The sequence below is a fragment of the Pseudoalteromonas luteoviolacea NCIMB 1942 genome, assembly GCF_001625595.1.
GTDB classification, from domain to species: domain Bacteria; phylum Pseudomonadota; class Gammaproteobacteria; order Enterobacterales; family Alteromonadaceae; genus Pseudoalteromonas; species Pseudoalteromonas luteoviolacea_A.
In genome coordinates this window covers 1-22,379 of record NZ_AUXT01000079.1, presented here as the reverse complement: position 1 = coordinate 22,379, position 22,379 = coordinate 1, and the positions used below count along the sequence as shown (strand labels likewise).

General features: G+C 39.8%; 19 protein-coding genes. 6 read left to right on the top strand and 13 right to left on the bottom strand.

Going from position 1 to position 22,379, the window contains the following annotated elements:
- Positions 1–96: 96 nt before the first annotated feature.
- Both N482_RS05165 and N482_RS05160 read right to left on the bottom strand, forming a co-directional pair.
- Positions 97–1,113 (bottom strand): lytic murein transglycosylase, encoded by a 1,017-nt coding sequence (locus tag N482_RS05165; protein ID WP_063376057.1) that lies wholly within the window; start codon positions 1,111–1,113, stop codon positions 97–99.
- Positions 1,106–1,387, bottom strand: a complete 282-nt coding sequence (locus N482_RS05160) for a YcgL domain-containing protein (RefSeq protein WP_063376056.1) — start codon at positions 1,385–1,387, stop codon at positions 1,106–1,108. Before N482_RS05160 ends, N482_RS05165 begins: the two co-directional genes overlap by 8 nt.
- Positions 1,388–1,533: 146 nt before the next feature.
- Here N482_RS05160 and minC point away from each other — a divergent pair, with 146 nt between their 5' ends.
- From minC to minE, 3 genes are read left to right on the top strand one after another with little or no spacing between them, the layout of a single operon-like run.
- A complete protein-coding gene (gene minC / locus N482_RS05155; RefSeq protein WP_063376055.1) occupies positions 1,534–2,235 on the top strand; it encodes a septum site-determining protein MinC in 702 nt (233 codons plus the stop codon).
- 5 nt (positions 2,236–2,240) lie between these two features.
- Positions 2,241–3,050: a septum site-determining protein MinD gene (gene minD, locus N482_RS05150; protein WP_063376054.1), complete on the top strand. Its 810-nt coding sequence runs from the start codon at positions 2,241–2,243 to the stop codon at positions 3,048–3,050.
- A gap of 1 nt (position 3,051) precedes the next feature.
- Positions 3,052–3,315, top strand: a complete 264-nt coding sequence (gene minE / locus N482_RS05145; RefSeq protein WP_063358211.1) for a cell division topological specificity factor MinE — start codon at positions 3,052–3,054, stop codon at positions 3,313–3,315.
- A 108-nt stretch (positions 3,316–3,423) separates the two neighbouring features.
- On the opposite strand, the gene N482_RS05140 is transcribed toward minE, so the two are convergent.
- Both N482_RS05140 and N482_RS05135 read right to left on the bottom strand, forming a co-directional pair.
- The gene (locus tag N482_RS05140) at positions 3,424–3,924 is read right to left on the bottom strand and encodes a YcgN family cysteine cluster protein (protein WP_063376053.1); all 501 of its coding nucleotides are present in this window, start codon (positions 3,922–3,924) and stop codon (positions 3,424–3,426) included.
- A gap of 76 nt (positions 3,925–4,000) precedes the next feature.
- Positions 4,001–5,977, bottom strand: coding sequence for a sensor histidine kinase (locus N482_RS05135; RefSeq protein ID WP_063376052.1), 1,977 nt, complete (start codon positions 5,975–5,977; stop codon positions 4,001–4,003).
- A 335-nt stretch (positions 5,978–6,312) separates the two neighbouring features.
- On the opposite strand from N482_RS05135, the gene N482_RS05130 reads away from it, so the two are divergent.
- Both N482_RS05130 and N482_RS05125 read left to right on the top strand, forming a co-directional pair.
- The gene (locus N482_RS05130) at positions 6,313–7,452 is read left to right on the top strand and encodes a Na/Pi symporter (protein ID WP_063376051.1); all 1,140 of its coding nucleotides are present in this window, start codon (positions 6,313–6,315) and stop codon (positions 7,450–7,452) included.
- Positions 7,453–7,569: 117 nt separating this feature from the next.
- Entirely contained in the window at positions 7,570–8,049 is a 480-nt protein-coding gene (locus N482_RS05125; protein ID WP_155730491.1) for a hypothetical protein, read from the top strand.
- A 2-nt stretch (positions 8,050–8,051) separates the two neighbouring features.
- Here the strand turns inward: N482_RS05125 and N482_RS05120 are convergent, their stop codons facing one another.
- From N482_RS05120 to N482_RS05080, 9 genes are all read right to left on the bottom strand, one after another.
- On the bottom strand, positions 8,052–9,230 hold the full coding sequence (locus tag N482_RS05120; protein ID WP_063376049.1) for an anhydro-N-acetylmuramic acid kinase: 1,179 nt from the start codon (positions 9,228–9,230) through the stop codon (positions 8,052–8,054).
- Between the two features lie 5 nt (positions 9,231–9,235).
- Positions 9,236–9,646, bottom strand: coding sequence for a hypothetical protein (locus tag N482_RS05115; protein WP_063376048.1), 411 nt, complete (start codon positions 9,644–9,646; stop codon positions 9,236–9,238).
- Positions 9,643–10,422 (bottom strand): substrate-binding periplasmic protein, encoded by a 780-nt coding sequence (locus tag N482_RS05110; RefSeq protein ID WP_231100796.1) that lies wholly within the window; start codon positions 10,420–10,422, stop codon positions 9,643–9,645. The genes N482_RS05115 and N482_RS05110 overlap by 4 nt, the downstream gene beginning before the upstream one ends.
- A 145-nt stretch (positions 10,423–10,567) precedes the next feature.
- Positions 10,568–13,030, bottom strand: a complete 2,463-nt coding sequence (locus tag N482_RS05105; protein WP_063376046.1) for a glycosyl hydrolase family 18 protein — start codon at positions 13,028–13,030, stop codon at positions 10,568–10,570.
- Positions 13,031–13,095: 65 nt separating this feature from the next.
- A complete protein-coding gene (locus tag N482_RS05100; RefSeq protein ID WP_063376045.1) occupies positions 13,096–14,532 on the bottom strand; it encodes a lytic polysaccharide monooxygenase in 1,437 nt (478 codons plus the stop codon).
- A 92-nt stretch (positions 14,533–14,624) separates the two neighbouring features.
- Positions 14,625–17,753 (bottom strand): glycosyl hydrolase family 18 protein, encoded by a 3,129-nt coding sequence (locus tag N482_RS05095; protein ID WP_196763593.1) that lies wholly within the window; start codon positions 17,751–17,753, stop codon positions 14,625–14,627.
- 505 nt (positions 17,754–18,258) lie between these two features.
- Positions 18,259–19,212, bottom strand: a complete 954-nt coding sequence (locus tag N482_RS05090) for a sensor histidine kinase (protein WP_063376044.1) — start codon at positions 19,210–19,212, stop codon at positions 18,259–18,261.
- A gap of 1 nt (position 19,213) precedes the next feature.
- Entirely contained in the window at positions 19,214–19,753 is a 540-nt protein-coding gene (locus tag N482_RS05085) for a heme NO-binding domain-containing protein (RefSeq protein ID WP_063376043.1), read from the bottom strand.
- Entirely contained in the window at positions 19,753–20,832 is a 1,080-nt protein-coding gene (locus N482_RS05080; protein ID WP_063376042.1) for a response regulator, read from the bottom strand. Before N482_RS05080 ends, N482_RS05085 begins: the two co-directional genes overlap by 1 nt.
- Before the next feature lie 97 nt (positions 20,833–20,929).
- Between N482_RS05080 and N482_RS05075 the strand changes: the two genes are divergently transcribed.
- Complete coding sequence (locus N482_RS05075; RefSeq protein WP_231100795.1) at positions 20,930–22,231, top strand: HD domain-containing phosphohydrolase; 1,302 nt, start codon at positions 20,930–20,932, stop codon at positions 22,229–22,231.
- The last annotated feature ends 148 nt before the right edge of the window (positions 22,232–22,379 follow it).

Genomic DNA, 22,379 nt, shown 5'->3' with positions numbered 1-22,379 from the left:
GTGGTTTAGGCGACGCTTACCTACTAGTTTCATTCATTAGCCCATTAAAAAGACAGCGTAGTTTAGCTGCCTTTTTTTTCACTTTGAAATCGAAAGTTAGATTTTTGGATAGCCTATCCTATCAGATAGATATCCGACACTAGTTACAAAATAATAGCTTCTATTCCAATTCATCAGTGCTTTATAGTTGTCGTAAGCAAGATACATACGACCATTAATATCGTCTGGCATGACTAAAGCTGCTGTGATATTCACTTTTGGAAGGTCAGTACCATCTGTACGACGAACGCCAAGTGCTTGCCAATCTTCAAGTGTGCGTTCAGAGTTCGAAAAGAACTCGAGCCATTGGCTATGATTACGTGTGCCGCGTTTCAATACATAGTTTTCTGAGAATCCATAAGGCAATTTAACTTGTCTACCCCAAGTTAAATTATTGTTCCAGCCAACATTTTTTAGGTAATTTGCGATTGATGCAAACGCGTCTTCTTTCGTGGTCCAAATATCTTTTCGACCATCTTTGTTGTAATCAACAGCATATGACTTGAAAGACGTTGGCATAAACTGGGTTTGCCCCATAGCACCAGCCCACGATCCTTTAAAGTTCCCTATCTCAACGTGGCCATCTCGCAGTATGTCTAATGCAGCCCAAAGTTGTCGTTTATATAGTACTTCTCTTCGTCCGTCGAACGCTAACGTCACCAATGAGCTAATTACCGGATAACCACCTTGCACGCGTCCAAAGCTACTTTCGAGACCCCAAAGTGCGATTATGAATCGTCCTTGTACGCCAAATTCGGCTTCTATTTTGTCTAAAAGCTCTTTATTTTCTTTATAAAGCTTTCTTGCGCGTTTAACCTTCCAATCGGGTACTCGTTTAGGAAGGTAGGTCTCTAGTGTTTCTACAATTTCAGGCTGTGTTTTATCAGCTTTGATGACCTTTTTTTTAAATTTTGCAGTCGCGAAGGCAGAATCAACTAACGTTTGCTCATACCCTTTTTGAATAGCTTCTGCTTTTAGTTTATCGAGATAAAGGTCAAATTCAGCTTGTGTTGTCGCACTTACTGATGCTGAAAAACACAGAGAAGTAAGTAATACTTTTAAAGCCTTAGTCACTCTTTGCTCCATTTCGTTTTTTAAATTCATCCAGAAGGTTATCTTGTGGAGGTGGAATCTGTAAGTAAAAGCCCTGCTCGATTAATTTTTCCTTAACCGATGCTAAATCTGCGACCCCAAGTTTTTCTCTTTTTGCAAGATCAACTAACATTACATATATGGGGGTGCCAAAAGTGCTCATTAGAGGCGCTGGAACTTTGCTGAAATCGTCTCTTTTTTCAATAAAAAGGTAGGTATCGGCTTTTTTACTACTTTTATAAATTGCACTTAGCATTATAACCCTATAAATTCTTGCTTATCTTAGAGCAGCACTATACCATGACATATATAATAATTGGAAAGTTTTGCTGCTCTCAAACGTACACAGTACGGGGTCAGAATAAGATTTAATACAGAGTACGCAGTTATATTTGAGCGCTTATGTCTACACAATTTTTTGAACTAAAGGGAAACCTTTTTACTTTGTCAGTGCTGCAGTTATTAAACTCTGATTTGAATGTTGTAAAAGAACAACTGAGTGAAAAAATATCGCAAGCGCCTAAATTTTTCAAAGGCGCACCAATCGTAATTAACCTTGCCGAGATACAAGACGAGCCACTAGTTTTGTCTGATCTCAAGTCTATTTTATGTGACTTGTCATTAAACCCCGTTGGTATTTGCAATGGCAATGAACAACATAATGAAGAAGCCAAATCGATTGGCATGTCTGTTCTAAATTACACAAAAGACGTTGCGCCGACTGTCAAAACCCAAACTACGACAGAAGTCGTTGAAAAACAAGTTTATGTTCCCGCAAAAATCGTTAATGGTACAGTACGTTCTGGTCAGCAAATTTATGCAAAAGAACGTGATTTGATTGTCATTGGAGCCGTCAGTCACGGTGCAGAAGTTATCGCAGATGGCAATATCCACATTTATGGAACATTGCGTGGAAGAGCTATTGCAGGCGCGCAGGGTAATGATAATGCTAGTATTTTCTGTCAAAAATTAGAAGCTGAGCTAGTATCTGTAAACGGCAGTTACTGGATCAGCGACTCTCTGCAGGGAGAGTTTTGGGGTAACCCTTGTCAAATTACCCAAACAAATGAATCTTTAGAATTAACAGCTTTGGTCAAAGGATAAATCTAATGGCAAAAATTATTGTCGTAACTTCCGGTAAAGGTGGAGTAGGTAAAACTACATCAAGTGCAGCGCTCGGTACTGGGCTTGCGCTTAAAGGGTATAAAACAGCCATTATCGATTTTGATATTGGCCTTCGAAATCTCGACCTTATCATGGGTTGCGAACGACGCGTTGTATACGATTTCGTTAATGTAATAAATGGGGAAGCGAACCTTAATCAGGCATTGATTAAGGATAAAAGAGTAGAAAAGTTGTTTATTCTACCCGCTTCTCAGACTCGTGATAAGGATGCGCTAACGAGAGAAGGCGTCGAAAAAGTACTCAATGAATTAAAAGAAGATTTCGATTTTATTATTTGCGATTCTCCAGCTGGCATTGAAGCAGGCGCGATGATGGCGCTTTACTTCGCAGACGAAGCGATTGTTACCACAAACCCTGAAGTGTCATCAGTTCGCGACTCGGACAGAATTCTCGGTATTCTGCAGAGTAAGTCTAAAAGAGCTGAAGAAGGCTTATCACCAGTTAAAGAGCACCTGTTATTAACTCGTTATAACCCAGAACGAGTGGCTACAGGAGAAATGCTGTCGGTAGAAGATGTACAAGATATCTTAGCGATTGACCTACTTGGCGTTATTCCAGAGTCAACTGCTGTTTTAAACGCGTCTAACTCTGGTCAGCCAGTAATTTTAGATTCTGAGTCTGATGCTGGCCAAGCCTATAGTGATGCAATTGATCGCTTACTGGGTGAAATAATCGACTTTAGATTCTTAAACGTCGAAAAGAAAGGTTTACTAAAAAGAATATTCGGAGGCTAATTTGTCTTTACTAGATTATTTCCGTTCGGAGAAAAAAAGCAGCGCCTCTTTAGCAAAAGAAAGGTTGCAGATAATTGTCGCTCATGAGCGCTCTAAAAGAGGAACGCCCGATTATCTACCGCAACTAAAACAGGATATTTTAGAAGTGATCAGCAAATACGTTAAAGTTGATTCAAACGCTGTTAACGTACAGTTTGAGCAAAATGAAGACGATTTAGCGGTTTTAGAGCTAAACGTTACTTTGCCTGATGACGAAAGTAAGTAAATCAAAAAAAGGTAGCTACAAGGCTACCTTTTTTAATACTTCTTAAATTCTGGTTTGCTAATTGGACATTAGATACAAATTTTTTAGATTTGATCCAACCAAGTCGTGTCAGTTTTGATCGTGCTCCGGCCATTCCACGATATGGTCTTCAAAGTTTTCTTCCAAATTCACTTGTGTCTCAAGAATCACTTTGTCTTTAATGCTAATCCCCGCTTCGTGCATAACTTGTTTTGAACCTTGGTGTCTTAGGGGGTGCCATGAAGCAAGCCCTCTGCCCTCATGTAAACGTCGATAACTGCATGACTTTGGCATAAAAAAGATGTCTTTCAAATTGTCTTTGGTAAGTTGGACGCAGCTAGGGACTAACGTTTGTCGCTCATTATATCTAGTACATCCGCCGGTATTTATATCGCTGTATTGGCAAATAACATCAGTATATAAAAGCTCTTCACCTTCTCTTAAAAAATCCGTGCTCTCAAAATCTTCTTCTTCATCAGAATCAATAAACGAATGCAGGCAGCACTTTGCGCAACCATCACATATTGATTCCCATTCAGCTGTTGTCATTTCTTCTAATGACTTGGATTTCCAAAACTCTACACTACTCATACTTAACGCCCAAAAATTCGAACGGTGAATTCTACTTTAACAAAAGTTATAGCGCAAAAGTTTAAACTCTGTAGTATTAACTGACAGCGTACTTCTGTTGGGACACACCCTCAATTGGCAAAGAGATTTCAATACATAGCCCCCCAAGTAAGCTATTATGAGAATCAATTTTACCTTCATGGGATTCGATAATCTTTTTACAAACAGCTAAACCCATCCCTTTACCGCCGAGCATTGCATTTCTTGATACTTCGTCTCGAAACAAAGGTTGGAATAACTGCTGATGTGCTTCGTAGGATAAAGGCATGCCTGAGTCTTCTATTTTGACTACGAGATTGTTTCCGTCTTGTAATGTTGTTAGTGAAATCTCTACATCTGCACCGCCAAATCGCAAGGCGTTTTTTACAACTTCTAGAATAGCATTTTCCATTGTTTGTTTATCGACAGTGATTGAAAGCTGGTCGTTAACGAGGTTCGCAATGCTAAATTTAGACTTTTTAGGGTCACCCTCTTGTATACATGTTTGAAAAACTTCGTTTATATACACTTTTGCATTTAAAGTTTCTTTGTTCAGTAATGCCGCAATATCTTTGTCATCAGTCACCAGCATTAACTGATCAATAAACGAGTGTAGTTCATCGATTTTAGTCATGAGCTTGTTGTAAGAATCTTGCACGTTATCGACAATATTGTATTGCAAAGATTCAACTTGAATTTTCATAACGGTGAGAGGCGTTCTCAGTTCGTGAGATAGATCAGTGAATAGCTTCTCTTCTTTCGCCTTTAATTGAACTTCTTTGTCATTTACCTCTTTATGTTTAGTATTAACGGTTTGGTTGAGCGCGTGTACTTGGTGTTGTAGTTGATGAAGCAATCTCGCCTGTAAAGATTTATGTTGAAGTGCTAGTGCTATTGTAAATAATAAGACCTCAATCAAATACCCTATCTTAATAAATGACGTAATGTCGAAAACATCCATAAAATTGCCATAACTTGCGCCAACTATTGTAAAAATATTCAAAAATAGTAAGTGATTTAACAAGCTGAATGTAAATGTCCTCATCCCAGGACCTTTTTGTTTTAGACTCCACACGCAAGTATATACAAATACCGGAATGACAAGCGTACTGAGAATTAAGTTGAAGTACACGCTATTAATAAATAAAGCGATTGGTACAAGCGCAGCGTAAATACAGATGAACGTACAATAAACTTTGTTCAGCGCGGTATGATAGTGCTTAAGCTGCAAAAAGCCTCTCACAAACAGTAAGTGAAATAGCGGGACGGTTGCCATTAAAAAAATCGAAAACTTTCCTGAAAACGCATTGTGTTCAGGCCAAAAATACTGGAATGTAAACCCCGCTGTATCTATAACAATCATAAAAAACAACAGAGTCCACGTCGCGTAATAGACATTAGTGTTATTTCTATTGAAGAAAAGGTTTACCAGTACAATTAATAAAATCGCTGCTATTACGCCTGCTAAACTTGCGTTGGTGATCAGGCTTTTGTGTGATTCCGCTAGAAAGTTTTCTTTTGAGTGTAATCGGATATTTGCAGGCGCATTTGCAAAAGTCTGATATTCGATTAGAAATGTGTTCTCACCTGCGTGTAGTTGTAATGGTACGTAAAACTGTGGATCTTGTATTGGCCTTTTACTAAAAGGGTCCGCTTCTGTGAGGTTTATGACATCTAGCCACCCATAAGGCATCTTTTGATAAACAGATACTTTTGCTAGCCTTGGAAACCCAAAAGATAGTATCCAATCACTGATTTCTGTATTCCTATCGACTTTAAAGTAGACCCATTTGGAATACATTTCTTTCTGCGGCTTTTTGTTTAGGTCATTTAGCGGTCTAAATTGTTGTGAAAAGGCGTCAAAATCAAACGCGCTGTGAAATTCATCATCGTAATCGAAAAAGAAACGGGCTGCTTTATTTATCGGTACGACTTGCGTGTCTTTGTTAACACTAGTTGGTTCCACATTTGGTAAGACATCAGCACCTGCTGGAATGAGAAAAAAACCAATTAGTATCAGTAACAAACTACGCATTACTCGCTCTCTTATTTATTTTTTATTAATTCTAGCGTTGAATCATGTAGAAAATATGGAGGTTGAGAATGATTGCTGTTTACCTAAATCCTAATTGTAAATGATTGTAATAAGTTTATTTTAAAATAAACTTAATTATAAACAATAGCTTGCTTACCTTGTGATTAAGTTTTTATGCGCAAAGCACATTGTGATGCTCACTTCCTATAGTGTTGATTGGAGTGAATATTTGAACTGAAATATTTCTGTCATATTTATCTGGTTAAATGCGCCATGAAATAAAAACGTCATCAAAATGCCATAAAGTTTAGGCATCGACACAACGAGATAAATCTATGAGTGAATACAGCGAAAAGTCATTTCCATCTAAGTTACTAACCTGGGGTGCAATTGCATTTCTAGTTTATTTGGTACTTGTAGCCGTTGGTACAGTAAGCGGTGGTTTTAAACTTGCGTCAGGCGGTTCCGAAGGAGCTAAAGAAATCTTCGCTTTTGCTACAAATCCATTTGTAGCGCTTCTATTAGGTGCACTAGCTACTGCACTTGTACAATCCTCTTCAACTGTTACATCTGTTATTGTTGGTCTAGTTGCTGGCGGTTTACCGCTTCAAATCGCCATTCCTATGATAATGGGCGCAAATATTGGTACTACTATTACAAATACACTTGTATCAATTGGTCACATTCGTTCAAAGGAAGAGTTCCAAAGAGCATTTGCAGCGTCTACGGTACATGACTTCTTCAACTTGTTTGCTGTTGCAATCTTCCTTCCATTGGAAATCATGTTTGGTTTGCTAGAGAAATTCTCAGCGAGTCTAGCGCACCTATTTGTTGGTGATGCCGACCTATCTCTTAAGAGCTACAACTTCATTAAGCCACTTGTTAAGCCTGCTGTAGGTATTGTAAAAGATGGAGTAAGTTTCCTAGAAGGTACAGCAGCAGGTGTTGCAATGGTCGTCATCGGTATTGCTATGATTCTATTCGCAGTTACAACGCTTGGCAAACTACTTAAACAAGCACTAGTTGGTAAAGCTAAAGACCTTTTACACGGTGCAATCGGACGTGGCCCTGTTGCAGGTATCAGCTCAGGCGCAATTGTAACTGTAATGGTTCAATCATCTTCTACTACTACAAGTTTAATGATTCCTTTAGCAGGTAGTGGTGTATTTACAACACGTCAAATCTACCCTTTCACTCTAGGCGCTAATATAGGTACTACTATTACTGCTTTACTTGCTGCGACTTCAATTACTGGTCCAGCTGGTGAGGTCGCGCTTACTGTCGCACTTGTTCACGTAATGTTTAATGTATTCGCTGTTGGACTTATCTACGGCTTACCACTTCTTCGTGAAATTCCAATTAAATGTGCTGAGAAGCTAGCAGAAGTTGGAGCTAGAAATAAAACTGCGGCATTCGGATATGTACTAGGTTCATTCTTTGTTGTGCCAGGTCTTATCATGCTAGCAGTTCGCTAATCAGTAGCAATTACTATCTGCCCCAGAAAACACAATTATGTTTTCTGGGGTTTGTTCATATATATGCAATAAATATTGTGCACACTAACACTGATTCGATAAATTTAGTTTTTAAGCATGGCAACTTCTAGAACAATTCAATTTGAACTTTACACACATTGCGACCCTATGTTTCCGACTGGTAGCGCGTCAGCAATAGACGAAATTAAGTTTGATACGCAAGGTAAAGAGTTAGTACTCGACTGCCTTTTGCCTAGTGACGCAGCAGTAGGTAACGTGATCGCAGTCACTGCCACTCATGAGCTACAAAGAGATGTAAGTTTCAGCGGTAGCTATAAATTAAAGGAGCAAGACATCAACTCCGGTACTATTGAACTTATTTTAAAAGGTCATGGTGAAGCTGGCACTTACATGACTCAACTAAGTTTGACAGGGCTTACCGGCGGCGTAAAAAATGTTGTGGATGCACAAGTAGAACTTGAACACCCGATTTTAGAATTGGACTCAAGCTGTAAGGCAACTTACAAAGAGAATAGCCCGATTAAGACAATTATGTCTAAACTAAAGGAATGGAAAAGCGATTTTCTAATGGCTTAACCTTACCCTGGAAGGCTAATCTTACCAAGGGTTAAACCGCTACTGCTTTCGCTATCTGCCGCAACGCATTCGTTGGCTAATATTGCGAAAAGAACGGCTTCTTTAGAATCTGCATTGATCCCGTTTAAATTCAACTTTTCAACATAAATGTTTTCGCCCAACAAAAGTGCTATGTTTTTCAATAAAGTGCTGTTATGAGCCCCTCCTCCACTTACTAGAACTTTCACTCCATCACATATATTTAGATCAAGAATATGCTTTACAATGGATTGAGCCGTAAACATACTGAGTGTTGCCATTATGTCTTGTTTACTTATGTCGACCACTGATGCCGATCTGACACAGCTGTCTAGTAGGTCAAGATTAAAGAGTTCAGGACCAGTGGTTTTTGGCATCGGCTGGTTTATAAAATCTATATTAGATAAAGCTTTTAAAAGAGCACTGTTAACTGTGCCGGAAGCTGCAATAAGACCATCGCGATCATACGCTAAACTGAAGTGTGCTTTGACGTATTGGTCCATCATTGTGTTACCAGGACCTATGTCTGAACAGACCACCTCGTTGAGAGAAACACCTTGTCTAATAAGTGTAAAGTTAGCAATGCCACCTATATTTAGCAGTAGCGTATTTGATGTATCATCTCCAAAAAGACAGAAGTCTCCATATTGGGCTAAAGGTGCACCTTCATAGCCAGCGGCAATGTGTTTTTGTCTAAAGTCCGATATTGTAATGATGCCTGTTTTGACAGCAATATGGTCTCCATCTCCTAATTGCAATGTAGCATTATTAAACTCAGGAAGGTCATGAAAATGCTTAGGGCAGTGATATATTGTTTGTCCATGGCTTGCAATTAAATCTACTTCTTTATTAGAAACCCCCCATGATTCCAGTTGTTTGTTTATTATGTTGGCTTGCAATTCACCCAACCAAGGGTTTAACAGTGTTAAATATTGTAAGTCTGCGTTTTTCTTGGCGAATACTTTCAGTATTTTGTCTTTTGTTGCTTGCGTGTAATCGACGGTAGCAAACGCCAATACTTTACATTGCGTGTTAGTGCCACTTCCAGATATCTTACACAGGGCTAGGTCCAAACCATCAAGAGACGTTCCACTCATCAAGCCAAGTACAATTCGGTCTGATTTTGAACTGAGTGCGCAAAGGGATTTAATATGTGGGTTCATAATTATTATTGTAAGTTGTTACTTGTTACTAACGAAATCACTGGATACAGACTACTATCCAAGTTTACGGTGACATTTATTATTTCGCCGCCTTTGAATGACAATTTGTCAGGCAAGCTAGTCAATACTTTTGCTGTGCCATCTGCGTAAGTTACCATTAAATGATGTGGCTCGAGGATCCTTCTACCGGATGACAGGTTTTCAACGCTAAGTAAAACGGCGCGTTCTCCATCTTCATTAGACATAGTTATGGCACTTTTTACTTTAAAGTCACTGCTTTGCGGGCGAATATTCTTGTCGCTATAAAATAGTGTAGTGTCAGTATATATTTGTGTATTGTCTATGGTAAATGGCTTATCGGCTTTGGCTTGGGCAAGTCCAGATAATATAACCAAAGGTAAAAGTATTTTTATCAATTGTTTCTCCATGCGTTATTTTGTTTGTGTGGAGCAGGCCGTCTTTCTAATATCGCGTTAATATCAGGATGCAATTGTTGTATTGCTTCATTGATTGCTGAAATTTCATTTTCTTTAAAAGTCAATCGACTTAGCATAAAGTGAATTGCATTATCATTGACAATATATGAGTGTAACCTTAACCGTTCATAACCTAACCGATTGATAAAATAGTAACCTGTGTATTCATCTTCGATTAAAAAGTCTATTCGTTTTTTATTAACCAACTCAATACGTCTTGATACGCTAGCCACTTCGACCAATCGCTGTTGATACCAACTAATTTGTAATATTTGCTTGAGCTCTTCACCGTAATAGGCTCCTGGGTTGGTAACAAATGTATATTCATCTGCGAAGAGTTCAGTGAGGCTTTTGATAGGTGGCAATTCAAGGTGAGTAAATAACCTCATACGTTCGCGTCTGTAGGGTACACTAAAATGTGCATTATTGGCTCTGTCTCTATTGAAACTTGCAGAGGGTAGTACATCAACGTAACCCTTGTATAACTCTGCTAAACCTCTCGCTGAAGTTGGCAGCCTTATAAATTTAAAACATACATTAGCTTTATTGAAAACGAGCTTTGTAATTTCGATATCTAAGCCGAAAGGGCTATCGCCATTATACATTACGTATGGCGGCCAACTATTCCCAATACCTATCTTTTTTTCAGATAGGCAGCGCTCATTGGAAGAGCAATAAAATGAGATAAATGCTAGAAGTAATAAAAGGTGCTTCACATTTGTATACGTTTGTCAGACATTTACATAGTATGAAATATTTGAGAGAAAAAACAAAGGTGCAGAGCACCTTTGTTTTTATTGAGGGTTGGCCTGTCCATCTGTCAATTTAGAAATGATTTCCTAAATATCAACCCATAATCGTTTAAAGAGCTTGCCAAACCATTGCCTTTCCAGGTTCTTCGCCTCTTGTCCACCATTTTGCGCGGTACACTTTACCGTTGTGTGACGCTAAGTCTCCACCAACATATACTTTACCTGAATCCCAAGGTGCAACACCTGATGCAGCGTCGGTAACTGTCACATCAAAAGAAGCTGATGTCGTATATGTACCGTCTGACACATCTACAGTTACAGTATACGTTGTGTCTTGGCTTACTTCGCCAGCCGCAATAGACACACTAGAACCATTACCAGAAACGGTTAATCCAGCAGGCAGGTTCCAAGTATACGTTAATGGGTCATTGTTTGGATCAGTTGCGACTACAGACACATTCACAGATTTGTTCTCTTCTACCGTTGTGTTAGCGATAGGCGAAACAGCTGGTGCACCAGCTGGAACTTCTGCTTTAACAAGTACAGAAACAATTTTTTCTGTCGTTGCATTCTTATCGTCTGTCACCGCTATCTTCAAAGAGAAAGTAGTATCAGTCATTACATTAGGTGCTGTGATACCAACTGTAGCGGTGTTAGCGCCTGTTAACGTAAGACCTTGAGCAGTCCAGGCATATGTTACAGCAGCACCTTCAGGATCACTCGCTGTTGCTGTTAGGTTCACAGATTGACCAGAGTTTAGAGTCAGGTTTGCATCAACAGCTACTACAGGAGGTCTGTTTGTAGGTACTCCACCAGTTAGGCCATCATACATTGCGTTGAGGATATCGCCGTTATCGGCATCGACTTCCCAAGCAAATAAACCACCTAAGTTGTGTAGGTTAACATATTGGCCTTTTGCGTATACTGAACGTGGGCTATCGTAAGTCAACATCTTACCGCTAGTTGGGTTCCAAACCCAAGCAGCTTCTGCTTGGTCATCATATCCTGCTGTGAAACCATTTATACCAGTGCCATTAGCTCCAACTAGATTCTTAGCAATGGCTTTGTAATCCATGATACCCGGTTCCCAAACACCTTCACTTGTAGAACCTGCATACTTACCGTTACCGGGAGCGGTTACTGGGTTACCTTGAATAGTCGTATTTGAATCAAAGACCCCTTCCCATCCACGGCCATACATAGCTGCGCCAACAACTATTTTCTTAGAGTCTACGCCTTGAGCTAGTAATGCTTTAACTGCGTTGTCTACCGTGTACGCTGGGCCTTTACGGGGCTCGCCGTTATCGTCTAAGCCGGTACCGTCACACTCGCCTTGGCTTAAGTGTGAGCCACAGTAAATACCTGTTTGGTGACCTGTCACATTGTTCCAACCACCGTAAAAATCGTAAGTCATCGCAAAGATGTAATCCATATGTTGCTGAGCTACTTGATAATCAACATCTTCAATTTTGTCGTAACCAGAACCTATTGCTGAAGTAAGTTCGTACTTACGTCCTGTTTCAAGCTCAAGTTCATCAAGCATTGCTCTCAATTCTTGCATTAATGCGATGTATGCTGGGCCATCGTTTACTGGGTCGCCTAGGTTAGGATTCGGTCCATCGCCGCCAGGGAATTCCCAGTCAATGTCAACACCGTCATAGAACTTCCAAGTTTTCAAAAATTGCTTCATCGAGGCAACAAAAGTGTCTCTGTTCGCTTTAGTTGTGAACCCATGGAAAGGGTCTGACAATGTCCAGCCACCTACTGAAGGTAAGATTTTAAGATCAGGGTAACGTTGCTTTAATGCCATTAGCTGTGCGTAAGTACCACGGATTGGATCGTTGTTGTCAGTACCGGGCAGTGTTTTTTGTACAGCTGCCCAAGGGTCGTGAATGACGACTTCATAATCCTGTGAATCAGCACACGCTTTTTGCAATGCTCTCCAACTATTGCCATTCTCAATCTCTTTTAACGACTCATTCGCACCACAAATCGGAATAAATCCATAAAGAAGGTGCGATAGGTTATGTGCAGGAATATTTGAAACGTCGAAATCTCTGCCATAAATACCCCACTCTACAAAATATGCCCCGGTAACCATTCCAGGAATAGTACCGTTATTTTTGTTTTTAGGGTCTACGTCCATAGTTAACGGTTGTAAATGCCCGCCATCAGTGTCCGCGATTACAATCGGTTTACCCGCACTTTTCGCACAGCCAGTTGCATCACAAAGTTCTAGATAAAGTGTATGACGACCTGATTTTGTGTAAGGGAAGCTGACTGTGCCACTCTTAGTACCTGCAGCCAGCGCACCTTGGTCAACTACTTGATTGTCAAAATAAACCTTATAACTATCTCCACCAGTACCACTCCATGAATTCCACTTAATGTTTACAGTAACTACGTCTTTCGCTTTAACAATCTGCTTGTAAGAGCCGTTACCATCAAGATTTACATCAACAAATGAGTATGTTTGTGGTTCCCAGTTAATTTGTGGTGCAGAAGGCGCTGCGATGGCACCTGCCGACATTAAAGCTATTCCTATAGCTGCTGTTAAATTATTAATTCTCATTACTATCTCAACCTTATTTTACATGTTATATCCAAACCCCAACGTATTGGAGTGACCTTTACATCTTATTGAATTTCTTTCCAAACCTGAGTAGTGCCTGGCTCTTCGCCTCTGTTCCACCACTTCGCTTCATATACCTTGTTATTGTGTGAAACTTTGTCTCCCCCGACATATGTTGCGTTTGCACGCCAAGGGGCAGGCGTATTAGGTACATCAATTACTGTGATTTGTGCTGTTGTCGCACTAGATAGAGTGCCATCAGATACGGTTACACCCACGTTATATACAGTGTCTTTATCAACAGCTGTAGCTGATAGAGTTATTGTTGCGCCAGAGCCCGTGAATGTTAGACCTGCTGGAACGTCCCAGACATAAGTTAAATCCATGGTGTAGTCATCGAAAGCATGCACATGGAGTTGCGTTTGAGACACCTCGTTCATTGTGAACGGGTCAGGCTTGTGTACTGTAGGTGGTGTGTTTGGTTGTTGAACCTGAATAGTCAGGTTATAAGTGTTCGATGAACTTGTTACAAATACCTCATTACTTAATAGGTTCAGTTCATCAAAAGTAATAGTACCAGCGCTGTCTTTTACACCCACCTGAGCATCATACGCAAAGTTAGTGTTTAGAATGGTCGCGAGATCTTTTTGCCAGCTGTTTAAGGTAGTGTCTGTTATCTTGAGTGATTGCTTTATTATTTCTTGTCCGTTGCTGTCAAACACGCGAGCCCAAACAGTGTCATTTACCTGTGCTTCTTGACCTTGCTTTACGAAATACCCAGCCGAAAACCAATCGACTGGTTTTGAATCTGTTATGATGTTGATGTCAGAGCAATTATAAAAACCTTCACCGGCTACATCATTTCTCTGCCAGCGAGTGTACAAAATGGCCCTACCGCTACGGTCTTGGGGTATGTTAACCGTCATTTCGTAAAACTTCTTGCCATCAGGGTCGGTTACAAAATTGATGTTGCCAACTTCGGTAATTAAATCTAGGTTAGTCCAGTTTAAAACATCGGTCGTCGCGTTAAAGGTTGGCTTTGTTAAATAGAATTTCCAAAAACTTGGATTATGAGGCGTAGTGGCCCTAAATCTTACTGCGAGATCGCCATTTGGGCTTGGTTTTACATCTGTGGTCTGCCACTGCTTATGTGGAAGATTCATTCCCCTTTTTTCATTCGAACCTGCAGCACAAAGTGTTCCGTTTGGTACCGCTGCTTCAACAGCTGCTTGATTATTGTAATCGGCAATAAGTGACGCGAATTCATGCTCTTGAACAAACTGAACGTAGCCAGACTCTAAAAATGCTGCCCTGCATGCCAAGTTGGGAATATTTGAGCCATCATCAGGCCACCAGTAGCCTCCCTGCGCTTCACAGATTGACTGCCTTGCTTTTGGAAAATCCATAAAGCCATGGGCATTTGAATAAGGCGCATAAGTTGAGACATATGTGGTACATGCAATTGATAGAGCTGTTAAAAATTTTCCTTGTAGAACGTTCATCGCGCTCACCTCTTGTGGCTTTTTCGCTTTTGTTAAAAGAATATTGCTTGCCAGAAATAAGTGGAGGGGGGAGCCTCCACTTAACTTACGTTTTATAAACTACAAACTTTTTGGTAATCAGCGCTCGTTGATGGCTGTTTATTGCTCCACCACTTCGCCTTATACACACCGTTACCGTCGATAATTAAATCTCCAGCTCCAGCATGGGTTCCTCTTGGGAAAGTTGGATACACAGAGATGTCTGCAATCGGAGTACCTTCGCAATGTGTAATTGGTCCGCCATTGCCATCACCAGGTGTTGCGGCCGGTAATGTTGGATACTCAAATTTAAATGCATAGCGCTTTCCGTCTTTCTCAGCGGTGAAATTCACAGGCCCAGTTACAGGCATGTAGTACATAACCTGAGCGTTGACAGTTTCTCCTGGAACAAATGATTCTGGTGTATTGCCCCACTCATTCTTAAGCGTGATAGAAAATCTATGGAAGTCGTTATCAAATCCACCAATGTTGTTGCCTGCTGCATTTGAGTTGTTCACATCTACCGCCATGCCAAGCTTTTCTTGAGCATTCCAGTTAGACTTGAAGATTGCTGAAGTTGAAACTGGGACATCAAAAGAAATCTTTGCGCCTGACAAATCAATATTTGAGTTGTTCGTGAATGCAAACGTAGGTGCAATCGGATAATTGTCATCACCTACCGGGAAGCTCTTCGCATCAAATGTGACATCTACCTGCTCAGTCGGTACTTGGAAAGCGATATCACCTCTGTGAATATCGTATTGAGCGCCTGACTGCTTGAACTTATTGTAAGCCAAGGTTGTCATGCTCGAGCCCATAAAGTACTCACCTTTAGCTGCGTCATAATCAAAGTCACCAGCAAGTTCCCAAAACATGATACCGCCGAGACCTTTATTGATTACATAGTCAACTTTGGTACCCATTGACTCTTCATCCTCAATAGAAATGAACACATTCTTTTGGGCGTTCCATAACCAAGGGGCAACCGCTACAGCGTCATAATTACGAGCATAAGTCCCAGTCAACTGATCAGCAGGATCTGTATCAGGTGTGAGGCCGTATGCTGCTAGGTAGCTTGGTACAACACCATTCTGTAAGTTCTTGGCATGCCAAAGAGGGTTTGAGCCTGCAGGTACTTCTAGACCGACATCGTTTTTGTCGTGCCACAAGTTGTCGATGCCAACAGCACCGTTACCGCATTTATTCTTCTCACCAGACCCTGTTCCTGGAGGGCAATCAGCTTGATTAGGCAGTGGTGCTTGACCCCACAAACCATTCGTACCACCCTGAACATCTCTAAAACCACGCGTATAGTATGGGATACCGATATTGATACGTCCTGCTGATAAGCCACCTTGGAAGTACTTAACCGCCCAGTCAGTATTCAAATAACCAATACCTTCAAACTCTTTAGTGCCGTAAACGTTCCATGCTTTTAACTCAGAGTCTTCGCCTGTGTCATATAACGATGCGTTGTGACCAACGTGTGAGTTCCATGCTCCGTGTAAGTCGTATGACATAATGTTTACGTAATCTAGGTACTGAGTTACTTGGAATGTCTCCATACCACGTAATAAGTATCCTGACGACGGCGAAGCGATCGTTAACATATAATGTTGGCCATCTTGTTGACCTGCTTTGTCCAGCTCTTCACGTAAGCGCTTCATAAGGATTTGATAAGACGCATTTAGACCCGCTCTTCTCGCGTTAGAGATTGGGAAATCGTCTGGGTGGCCAGAATCTTTCATTGAAGAAGGGTATTCGTAATCGATATCAACGCCATCGAAGCCATATTTTCTGATAAAGTCTACTGAGCTTGCTACAAATGTTTCAATACCAGCGTTGTTGACAGAGCCATCAGCGTTTGTAGTCATTGTGTAGAAACCGCCGCTGTTTACACGCTTACCATCTGGTCCAAAGAATCCACCTGTTTCTGCCCAACCACCGACACTGATTAGTGTTTTAACGTCTGGATGCTGCTTTTTATATTTATTTAAAAGGTTAAAGTGACCTTTGTAAGGCAGAGTCGGATCTAATTCAGCGCCTGCAACACCTGGCCATTCCATGTTAGTTGCTGGGTTACCAGCAGCATTTGGATCGCCAATTGATACTTTATTTCCTGCATCAACATGCGCGAATGCATAGTTAATATGAGTGATCTTGTCCCATGGAATATCGTTAACGAGATAAGATGGTTGGCCGTTAGCCCCGTTTCTCCAACTTGTGAAATACCCGATAACCCTTCTTGGGTGGTCAGCACCCATTTCCTCGCGTCCGTTCACATCATAGATCGTACAGTAAGGCGTATTTACGCCAGGTGTTTGATATAAACCGGCTGGCTTACAAGCATCTCGGTCCCCTGGGATTTGTGCACCTACGGTTAGCTGAGTACTAACACTCGTCGAGGCATTTTTGTCATCGGTTGCTGTAAGCGTGAAAGTGTAATTACCATCAGCTTCGGCAACCCATGTATGCTCTGTAGGAGCGCCATTTGTAGATACAAGCTCTACGCCATTGACTGCAAAGCTAAGCTTATTGACCGTACCATCAGCATCGCTTCCGGCAAGTGAGAATACAACGCTACTTCCAACTACCAGCTCGACAGGTTTTGATTTGATATTAAGCGTCGCTGTAGGGGCTTCATTTACGGGCGTACCTGTTCTAACAGTAATTGAGTTAGTAATTGTTTGTGACGCTTCGTTTTTATCATCGAATGCCTTGGCGCTGAGCTGATATACACCAGGCTGACCAGCGGTCCAAACAGCATTGAACATATCAGTAACACCAGTCGTATCAGTTGCTATCAATGTATTGTCAACATAAAACTCCACTTTAGTTACGTTTCCGTCAACGTCAACCGCTTTTGCGCTAATGGCAACGCTGTCATTTTCGTCAAATTGAGAACCATCTAGTGGAGATAATTGACTTATTGTAGGAGGGGTATTTGTACCAGAGCCCGCACAATCACCGAGTTTTTTCCACTCTTGATGAGGACCAGAATGACTAGCTGGCTCTGTACGGTTCCACCATTTAGCTTCATAAGCGACACTGCTCTGTTGTACTTTATTGCCACTAACATAGGTGCCGTCAGGTTGCCACTCAGCAAGACCTGTACAGTCATACGCATGTGAGTATGTTGTACTAATCGCAATTGCTAGCGTGCTTAACTTGAGCACATTTTTAATATGATTTCTAATTTTCATCTTATCACCAACCTTTACATTAACTGTGATTAACATTTGTTAAATAAACCTAACATAGAAATTAAACACGTCAATGCATTGCTGGTTAAAAAACAATCACAGAAGGTGCCTTTCTAATACTAAAGGTGTGATTTTTTTGGTGCAAAGTGAAAATAATTGATTTTGATACTCTAGCTTAATATATGAATCGAATTCATCTCAAAAAATGCACAAAATACATACTATTGCATATATAACAGCCAGTTAGTTAAAGTCCGTACCTTTTTTTGAACTAAATGTAAACTTTTACATAAGTTTAACTAATCCGAAAATTGACGTACACGTCAACTTATTCCGGTTATAACATATAATTAATGGCTATATAATTTAGTGAATAAATCTTTTTTAAAATTGACGTAAATCAGTGCGGAACCAATTTGAAAACAAAATAGAGTGCTTAGCGGTATAGACTAAAGTCTACATCACTAAGCCATTAGAAGCATTTAAGTGTAAGTATTGTAGAATTTTATTGTGTGGACTTAGGGATGACGACAGTTACAGTGACACCTTGTTTTTCATTATTAGCCAATGTTATTGTTGCCCGATGATTCGCCAATATACCATACACAACCGCTAGGCCCATGCCGGTCCCCTCGCCTAAAGGCTTAGTTGAATAGAATGGCTCGAAAACATGGGGTACAGCATCTTCAGATATCCCTATTCCATTGTCCTGAAATGTGATTCTGTAGCAGTCGCCAGAATCTTTAACTGAAACATGGATTGTTCCTTGAGCTATTACGGACTTTTCTTTCGCTTCTTGACAAGCATCAATCGCGTTTACAAAGATATTAATGAACGCTTGGATGATATTAGATTTACTACCACTTATTAAGTAACCGGTGTCACAAGTCAATTCAAGGCTAATTTGTTTGAGTTTATTCTCGAGTAATTTAGCTGAATGCTCAATTACGTCGATGATTTCAAACTCTGATTCGTCGCTTTGTTTTGGTTTAGCAAAGTCTAGTAAATTTTTGATAATGCCAGATATCCTACTGCAACCTTCTTGGCAATCTTGAGATATGTCTTCTAAATCTTGAATTAGTTCTTCTGTATCTACTGTTTTATTTATTTTCTTCAGCTCTTCAATAAGAACGCTGTCTGATATTCTTTCACTCTTATGTTTTACGACAAGCTCTAAATACTCAGTAATATCATCTTTATAGTGCGATAGTGTTTCTAGGTTGCAGGTCAAATAAGCTAGAGGGTTGTTGATTTCATGTGCTACCCCAGCAGATAAGGTACCAAGCGTCGCCATTTTTTCTGATTGAACCACTGCTAGCTGTTGCTGCTGCAAAAGGACAAGCTTTTTTTCCAGTTCGACATTTAGTGCGTAGAGCTTGCTTGTTTTTTCCTCAAGAAGAACCTCGAGTTCATCTCGTGCGGACTTTTCTCTAAGATAGGCTTTGTAATAATTTTGCATATTATGAATAGGTTATTATTAAAAAACACGCTAGATCGCCTTTGTGCATGCATTCAGGATGTTCAATTTGAATTTGTTTGTCAAAGTGTTCTGCGCAGCCATATATGAGCCCTTCTGCACAAAAGCATAGCTTTCTAGGAGAGCGATAAATTAAATGTATGGTGCGGTCGTCTTGTATTGTGGCTTCTATTGTCGGTAAATTAGGTTCTTCATATAGTTTTCTTACCTCGTTATGAATCACCTCGTCAATTGAGACTATTAATTGCTCAAAAGAATGAAACTCTTGAACGATAGACCTATGACGTTTAGCCAAAAAGCCAAAAAGGTATGTACCGAATGCCTTGAGTGTTTCGGGCATTGACAAATTTAATGCCTGTGAAACACTGGTTGCCAAGCCAACTAACTCTTCATCTGGATAAGACTTTGCACTGACATATACGCGATCTTCGGGGCAATGCTGTTCTAGAAGTTGCTCCCAAACATCCATTCCTTTTGTTTCTATTACAAGTTCTTCAAGACATCTAAATACGATACCTTTCATTATGCTTCCTCCAACACTAGTTTTCTATTGCGTAGGTGTTCAATAACTGTGACCAATTTTCTGGTACTAGTGTCCTTTTCTTCAAACTGTGAGATGTTTATTGCGGTTTGATTAGGGTTTAATTTGATAAACAAGTTCGAAATAACATCTTCGTACTTTTCGTAAGAAGATAATTGTACTAGCCTTAGCCTGTTTTCAACTACATTAGTGTTTATACCCCATATTAATAAATACCTCGAATACAATTTAGTTTTATTAGCGTAGTCAACATTAGATTTCAGGGAAAAGTATTGTTGTATTAAGTACTCTATATACCCTATAAATACAGTCAAATAGACAAGTTCACAAAGGCTATTAGTAATGCCTATGTCACTAGCTATTGAATAGGCTTGGCTTGCCCATATTAGGTATTCGCTAATAGCTTCACATTGTTGCCCGACCCCAGTAATATGCATTAACTCAAGAGAAATGTAATATGCTGTAGCGACGAAACGTACCATGTTGCAAGTAAATTCATGTTTTGAATTTTCTGTTTTAAAAACGCAGACCGCTTTTTCTATTAGCTTAAATAACTGGTTATCGTTTATGTCATTAGGGCTGTAGATCTGGTCAAGAGTTTTTGTTACTTCATAGCTTGGCAAAGGGAAGTAAGGAAGCATACCAAAAATCAATTGTTGCTCATCTGAATAATTAAGCTGCGCACTCCGTTCAAGAAATTCCTCTAGCAATGTTAAGTCTTGCTTACTAAATGGTTTCTGCATAAAGTAGTTCGCAGGTACATCATCTCTGGAAATTAGGTTTTCAGTGATGTTACCAGACATAATTATTCTCATTGCTTTGGGGTTACAATGTTTTGCGATTGTTAGAACTTCTTTACCCGACAATTTTGGCATCTGAAAGTCACTGATGATCAGGTCATAGTCTGCTTGTTCTGTAGATAGGTAGCTTTCGGTTAAAAGCGGGTCATTTAGAGTTACTACATCTGATACAGTTAAGCTTCTTGAAATTGCTTTTGATAAGGCGCGCAACATTAATTTGTCATCGTCTATAATTAAGACCTTAGAAGCTTTCCTTATCATATTTCACGAACCTATTTTGTTGTTTCTTATTAAAGTTTAGTCTAATTTTAAGACTGTAAACAAAACTATTTAATTTAAGATGGAGCTGTCTAAGTTTATGAGTGATGATCCGATACTTGTTTTGTGTCTAGATGATGAAAAGAGCGTTTTGAACTCACTGGGCAGATTGCTTAGACAGAACGGAATTAAAGCTGAATTGTTTGAGTCAGGCTTTGAAGCTTTAGAGCGGGTTCGAGAAGTATCGTTTGATGTCATAATCTCTGATATGAGAATGCCTAAGATGGATGGTGCTGAATTTTTAACTAATGCAAAAGCGATTTCTCCAGATGCAAGACGTATATTACTTACCGGCTACTCCGATATAGAAGACACCATCAATGCGATAAATGGGGGTGGGATACATGGTTATATTCAAAAACCTTGGAAAAATGAACAGCTTATTTTAGAAATTAATAAAGCTGCGGAATTAAGCAAGCTTAAAAAGCAAAATGATGAACTGCAAAACAAAGTTAAATTACAGAATGAAGAGCTAAAAGAACTAAACTCAAATCTAGAAAGTTTAGTCGAGAAAAGAACAGCGCAAATTAAGCAGGTATTGAAGCAGCTTGAACTTGCCAATGAAAATGAAAAGAAAGAACATAAAAGTACAGTTGAATTACTATACAATTTTATTAATGCAAACCCCTATTTAGATGCTGAAAAAGCTAAAAATATTGCAAAAGTGTGCTTTCAATTAGCCAAAGCTCTGTCTTTAAGCTCTGAAGTTGCAGACATGACTCGAATGGCAGGTTACCTGTCTCAAGTTGGGCTACTGGCAATGGACCCTTCGCTATACTCTAAACCGTTTCATGAACTAGAACCAGAGAAAAAGAAAGTCTATTTAACCCATCCATCAACGGCACAATTAATGCTGATGCCTGCACAGCATTTAAGTGATGTTTCTGAAGCCATTTATAGTCAGTTTGAAAAGTACAATGGACAAGGTGTTCCTAAAGGTTTGAAAGGAAAAGATATCCCTATCGGCGCTCAAATTTTGGCCGTGGCGCGGGATTACATTGATCATTTATATCAAAGTCAACGCCCTATGTCTGAGCGTAAGGAAAATGCTTTGGAGATCATAAAAATGTACGGCGGAAGCTTTTATCACCCAAAAATTGTAAATGCCTTACTGTCGGTACTCTCAAAAGATCAAGCTGAAACTGAAAAAGTCGGGAGTATGAGTATACTGACTGCACAACAGTTAAAACCTGGCATGGAACTAGGCTTGGCGATGCATAGCGCTCAAGGGATTATGCTTCTTCCAAAAGGGCATGTACTAACAGAAAGCTCTATTGCTAAGCTTCAACAGTTAGAGTCCCAACGGCCGAACCCATTTAGAATTATGATTGTCGATAAGTAAGTTATACAAATATATAAGTAGAAAACATTTCCCTTAATGACTATAAGAACACATCGTACAATACTGCTATCAAAAATTTATAATTTATGTTAAATGAGTGATTTAATATATTTATCAAAAGGAAATGAAATGTAGAAATGAAATGTAG

What these genes read in the sequence shown, in the direction of transcription:
- N482_RS05105 (WP_063376046.1), bottom strand. Translation starts at nt 13,030, where the DNA reads ATGAGAATTAATAATTTAACAGCAGCTATAGGAATAGCTTTAATGTCG.
- N482_RS05125 (WP_155730491.1), top strand. Translation starts at nt 7,570, where the DNA reads ATGGCAACTTCTAGAACAATTCAATTTGAACTTTACACACATTGCGAC.
- N482_RS05100 (WP_063376045.1), bottom strand. Translation starts at nt 14,532, where the DNA reads ATGAACGTTCTACAAGGAAAATTTTTAACAGCTCTATCAATTGCATGT.
- N482_RS05080 (WP_063376042.1), bottom strand. Translation starts at nt 20,832, where the DNA reads ATGATAAGGAAAGCTTCTAAGGTCTTAATTATAGACGATGACAAATTA.
- N482_RS05085 (WP_063376043.1), bottom strand. Translation starts at nt 19,753, where the DNA reads ATGAAAGGTATCGTATTTAGATGTCTTGAAGAACTTGTAATAGAAACA.
- N482_RS05135 (WP_063376052.1), bottom strand. Translation starts at nt 5,977, where the DNA reads ATGCGTAGTTTGTTACTGATACTAATTGGTTTTTTTCTCATTCCAGCA.
- N482_RS05130 (WP_063376051.1), top strand. Translation starts at nt 6,313, where the DNA reads ATGAGTGAATACAGCGAAAAGTCATTTCCATCTAAGTTACTAACCTGG.
- minD (WP_063376054.1), top strand. Translation starts at nt 2,241, where the DNA reads ATGGCAAAAATTATTGTCGTAACTTCCGGTAAAGGTGGAGTAGGTAAA.
- minC (WP_063376055.1), top strand. Translation starts at nt 1,534, where the DNA reads ATGTCTACACAATTTTTTGAACTAAAGGGAAACCTTTTTACTTTGTCA.
- N482_RS05075 (WP_231100795.1), top strand. Translation starts at nt 20,930, where the DNA reads ATGAGTGATGATCCGATACTTGTTTTGTGTCTAGATGATGAAAAGAGC.
- N482_RS05160 (WP_063376056.1), bottom strand. Translation starts at nt 1,387, where the DNA reads ATGCTAAGTGCAATTTATAAAAGTAGTAAAAAAGCCGATACCTACCTT.
- N482_RS05090 (WP_063376044.1), bottom strand. Translation starts at nt 19,212, where the DNA reads ATGCAAAATTATTACAAAGCCTATCTTAGAGAAAAGTCCGCACGAGAT.
- N482_RS05095 (WP_196763593.1), bottom strand. Translation starts at nt 17,753, where the DNA reads ATGAAAATTAGAAATCATATTAAAAATGTGCTCAAGTTAAGCACGCTA.
- N482_RS05120 (WP_063376049.1), bottom strand. Translation starts at nt 9,230, where the DNA reads ATGAACCCACATATTAAATCCCTTTGCGCACTCAGTTCAAAATCAGAC.
- N482_RS05140 (WP_063376053.1), bottom strand. Translation starts at nt 3,924, where the DNA reads ATGAGTAGTGTAGAGTTTTGGAAATCCAAGTCATTAGAAGAAATGACA.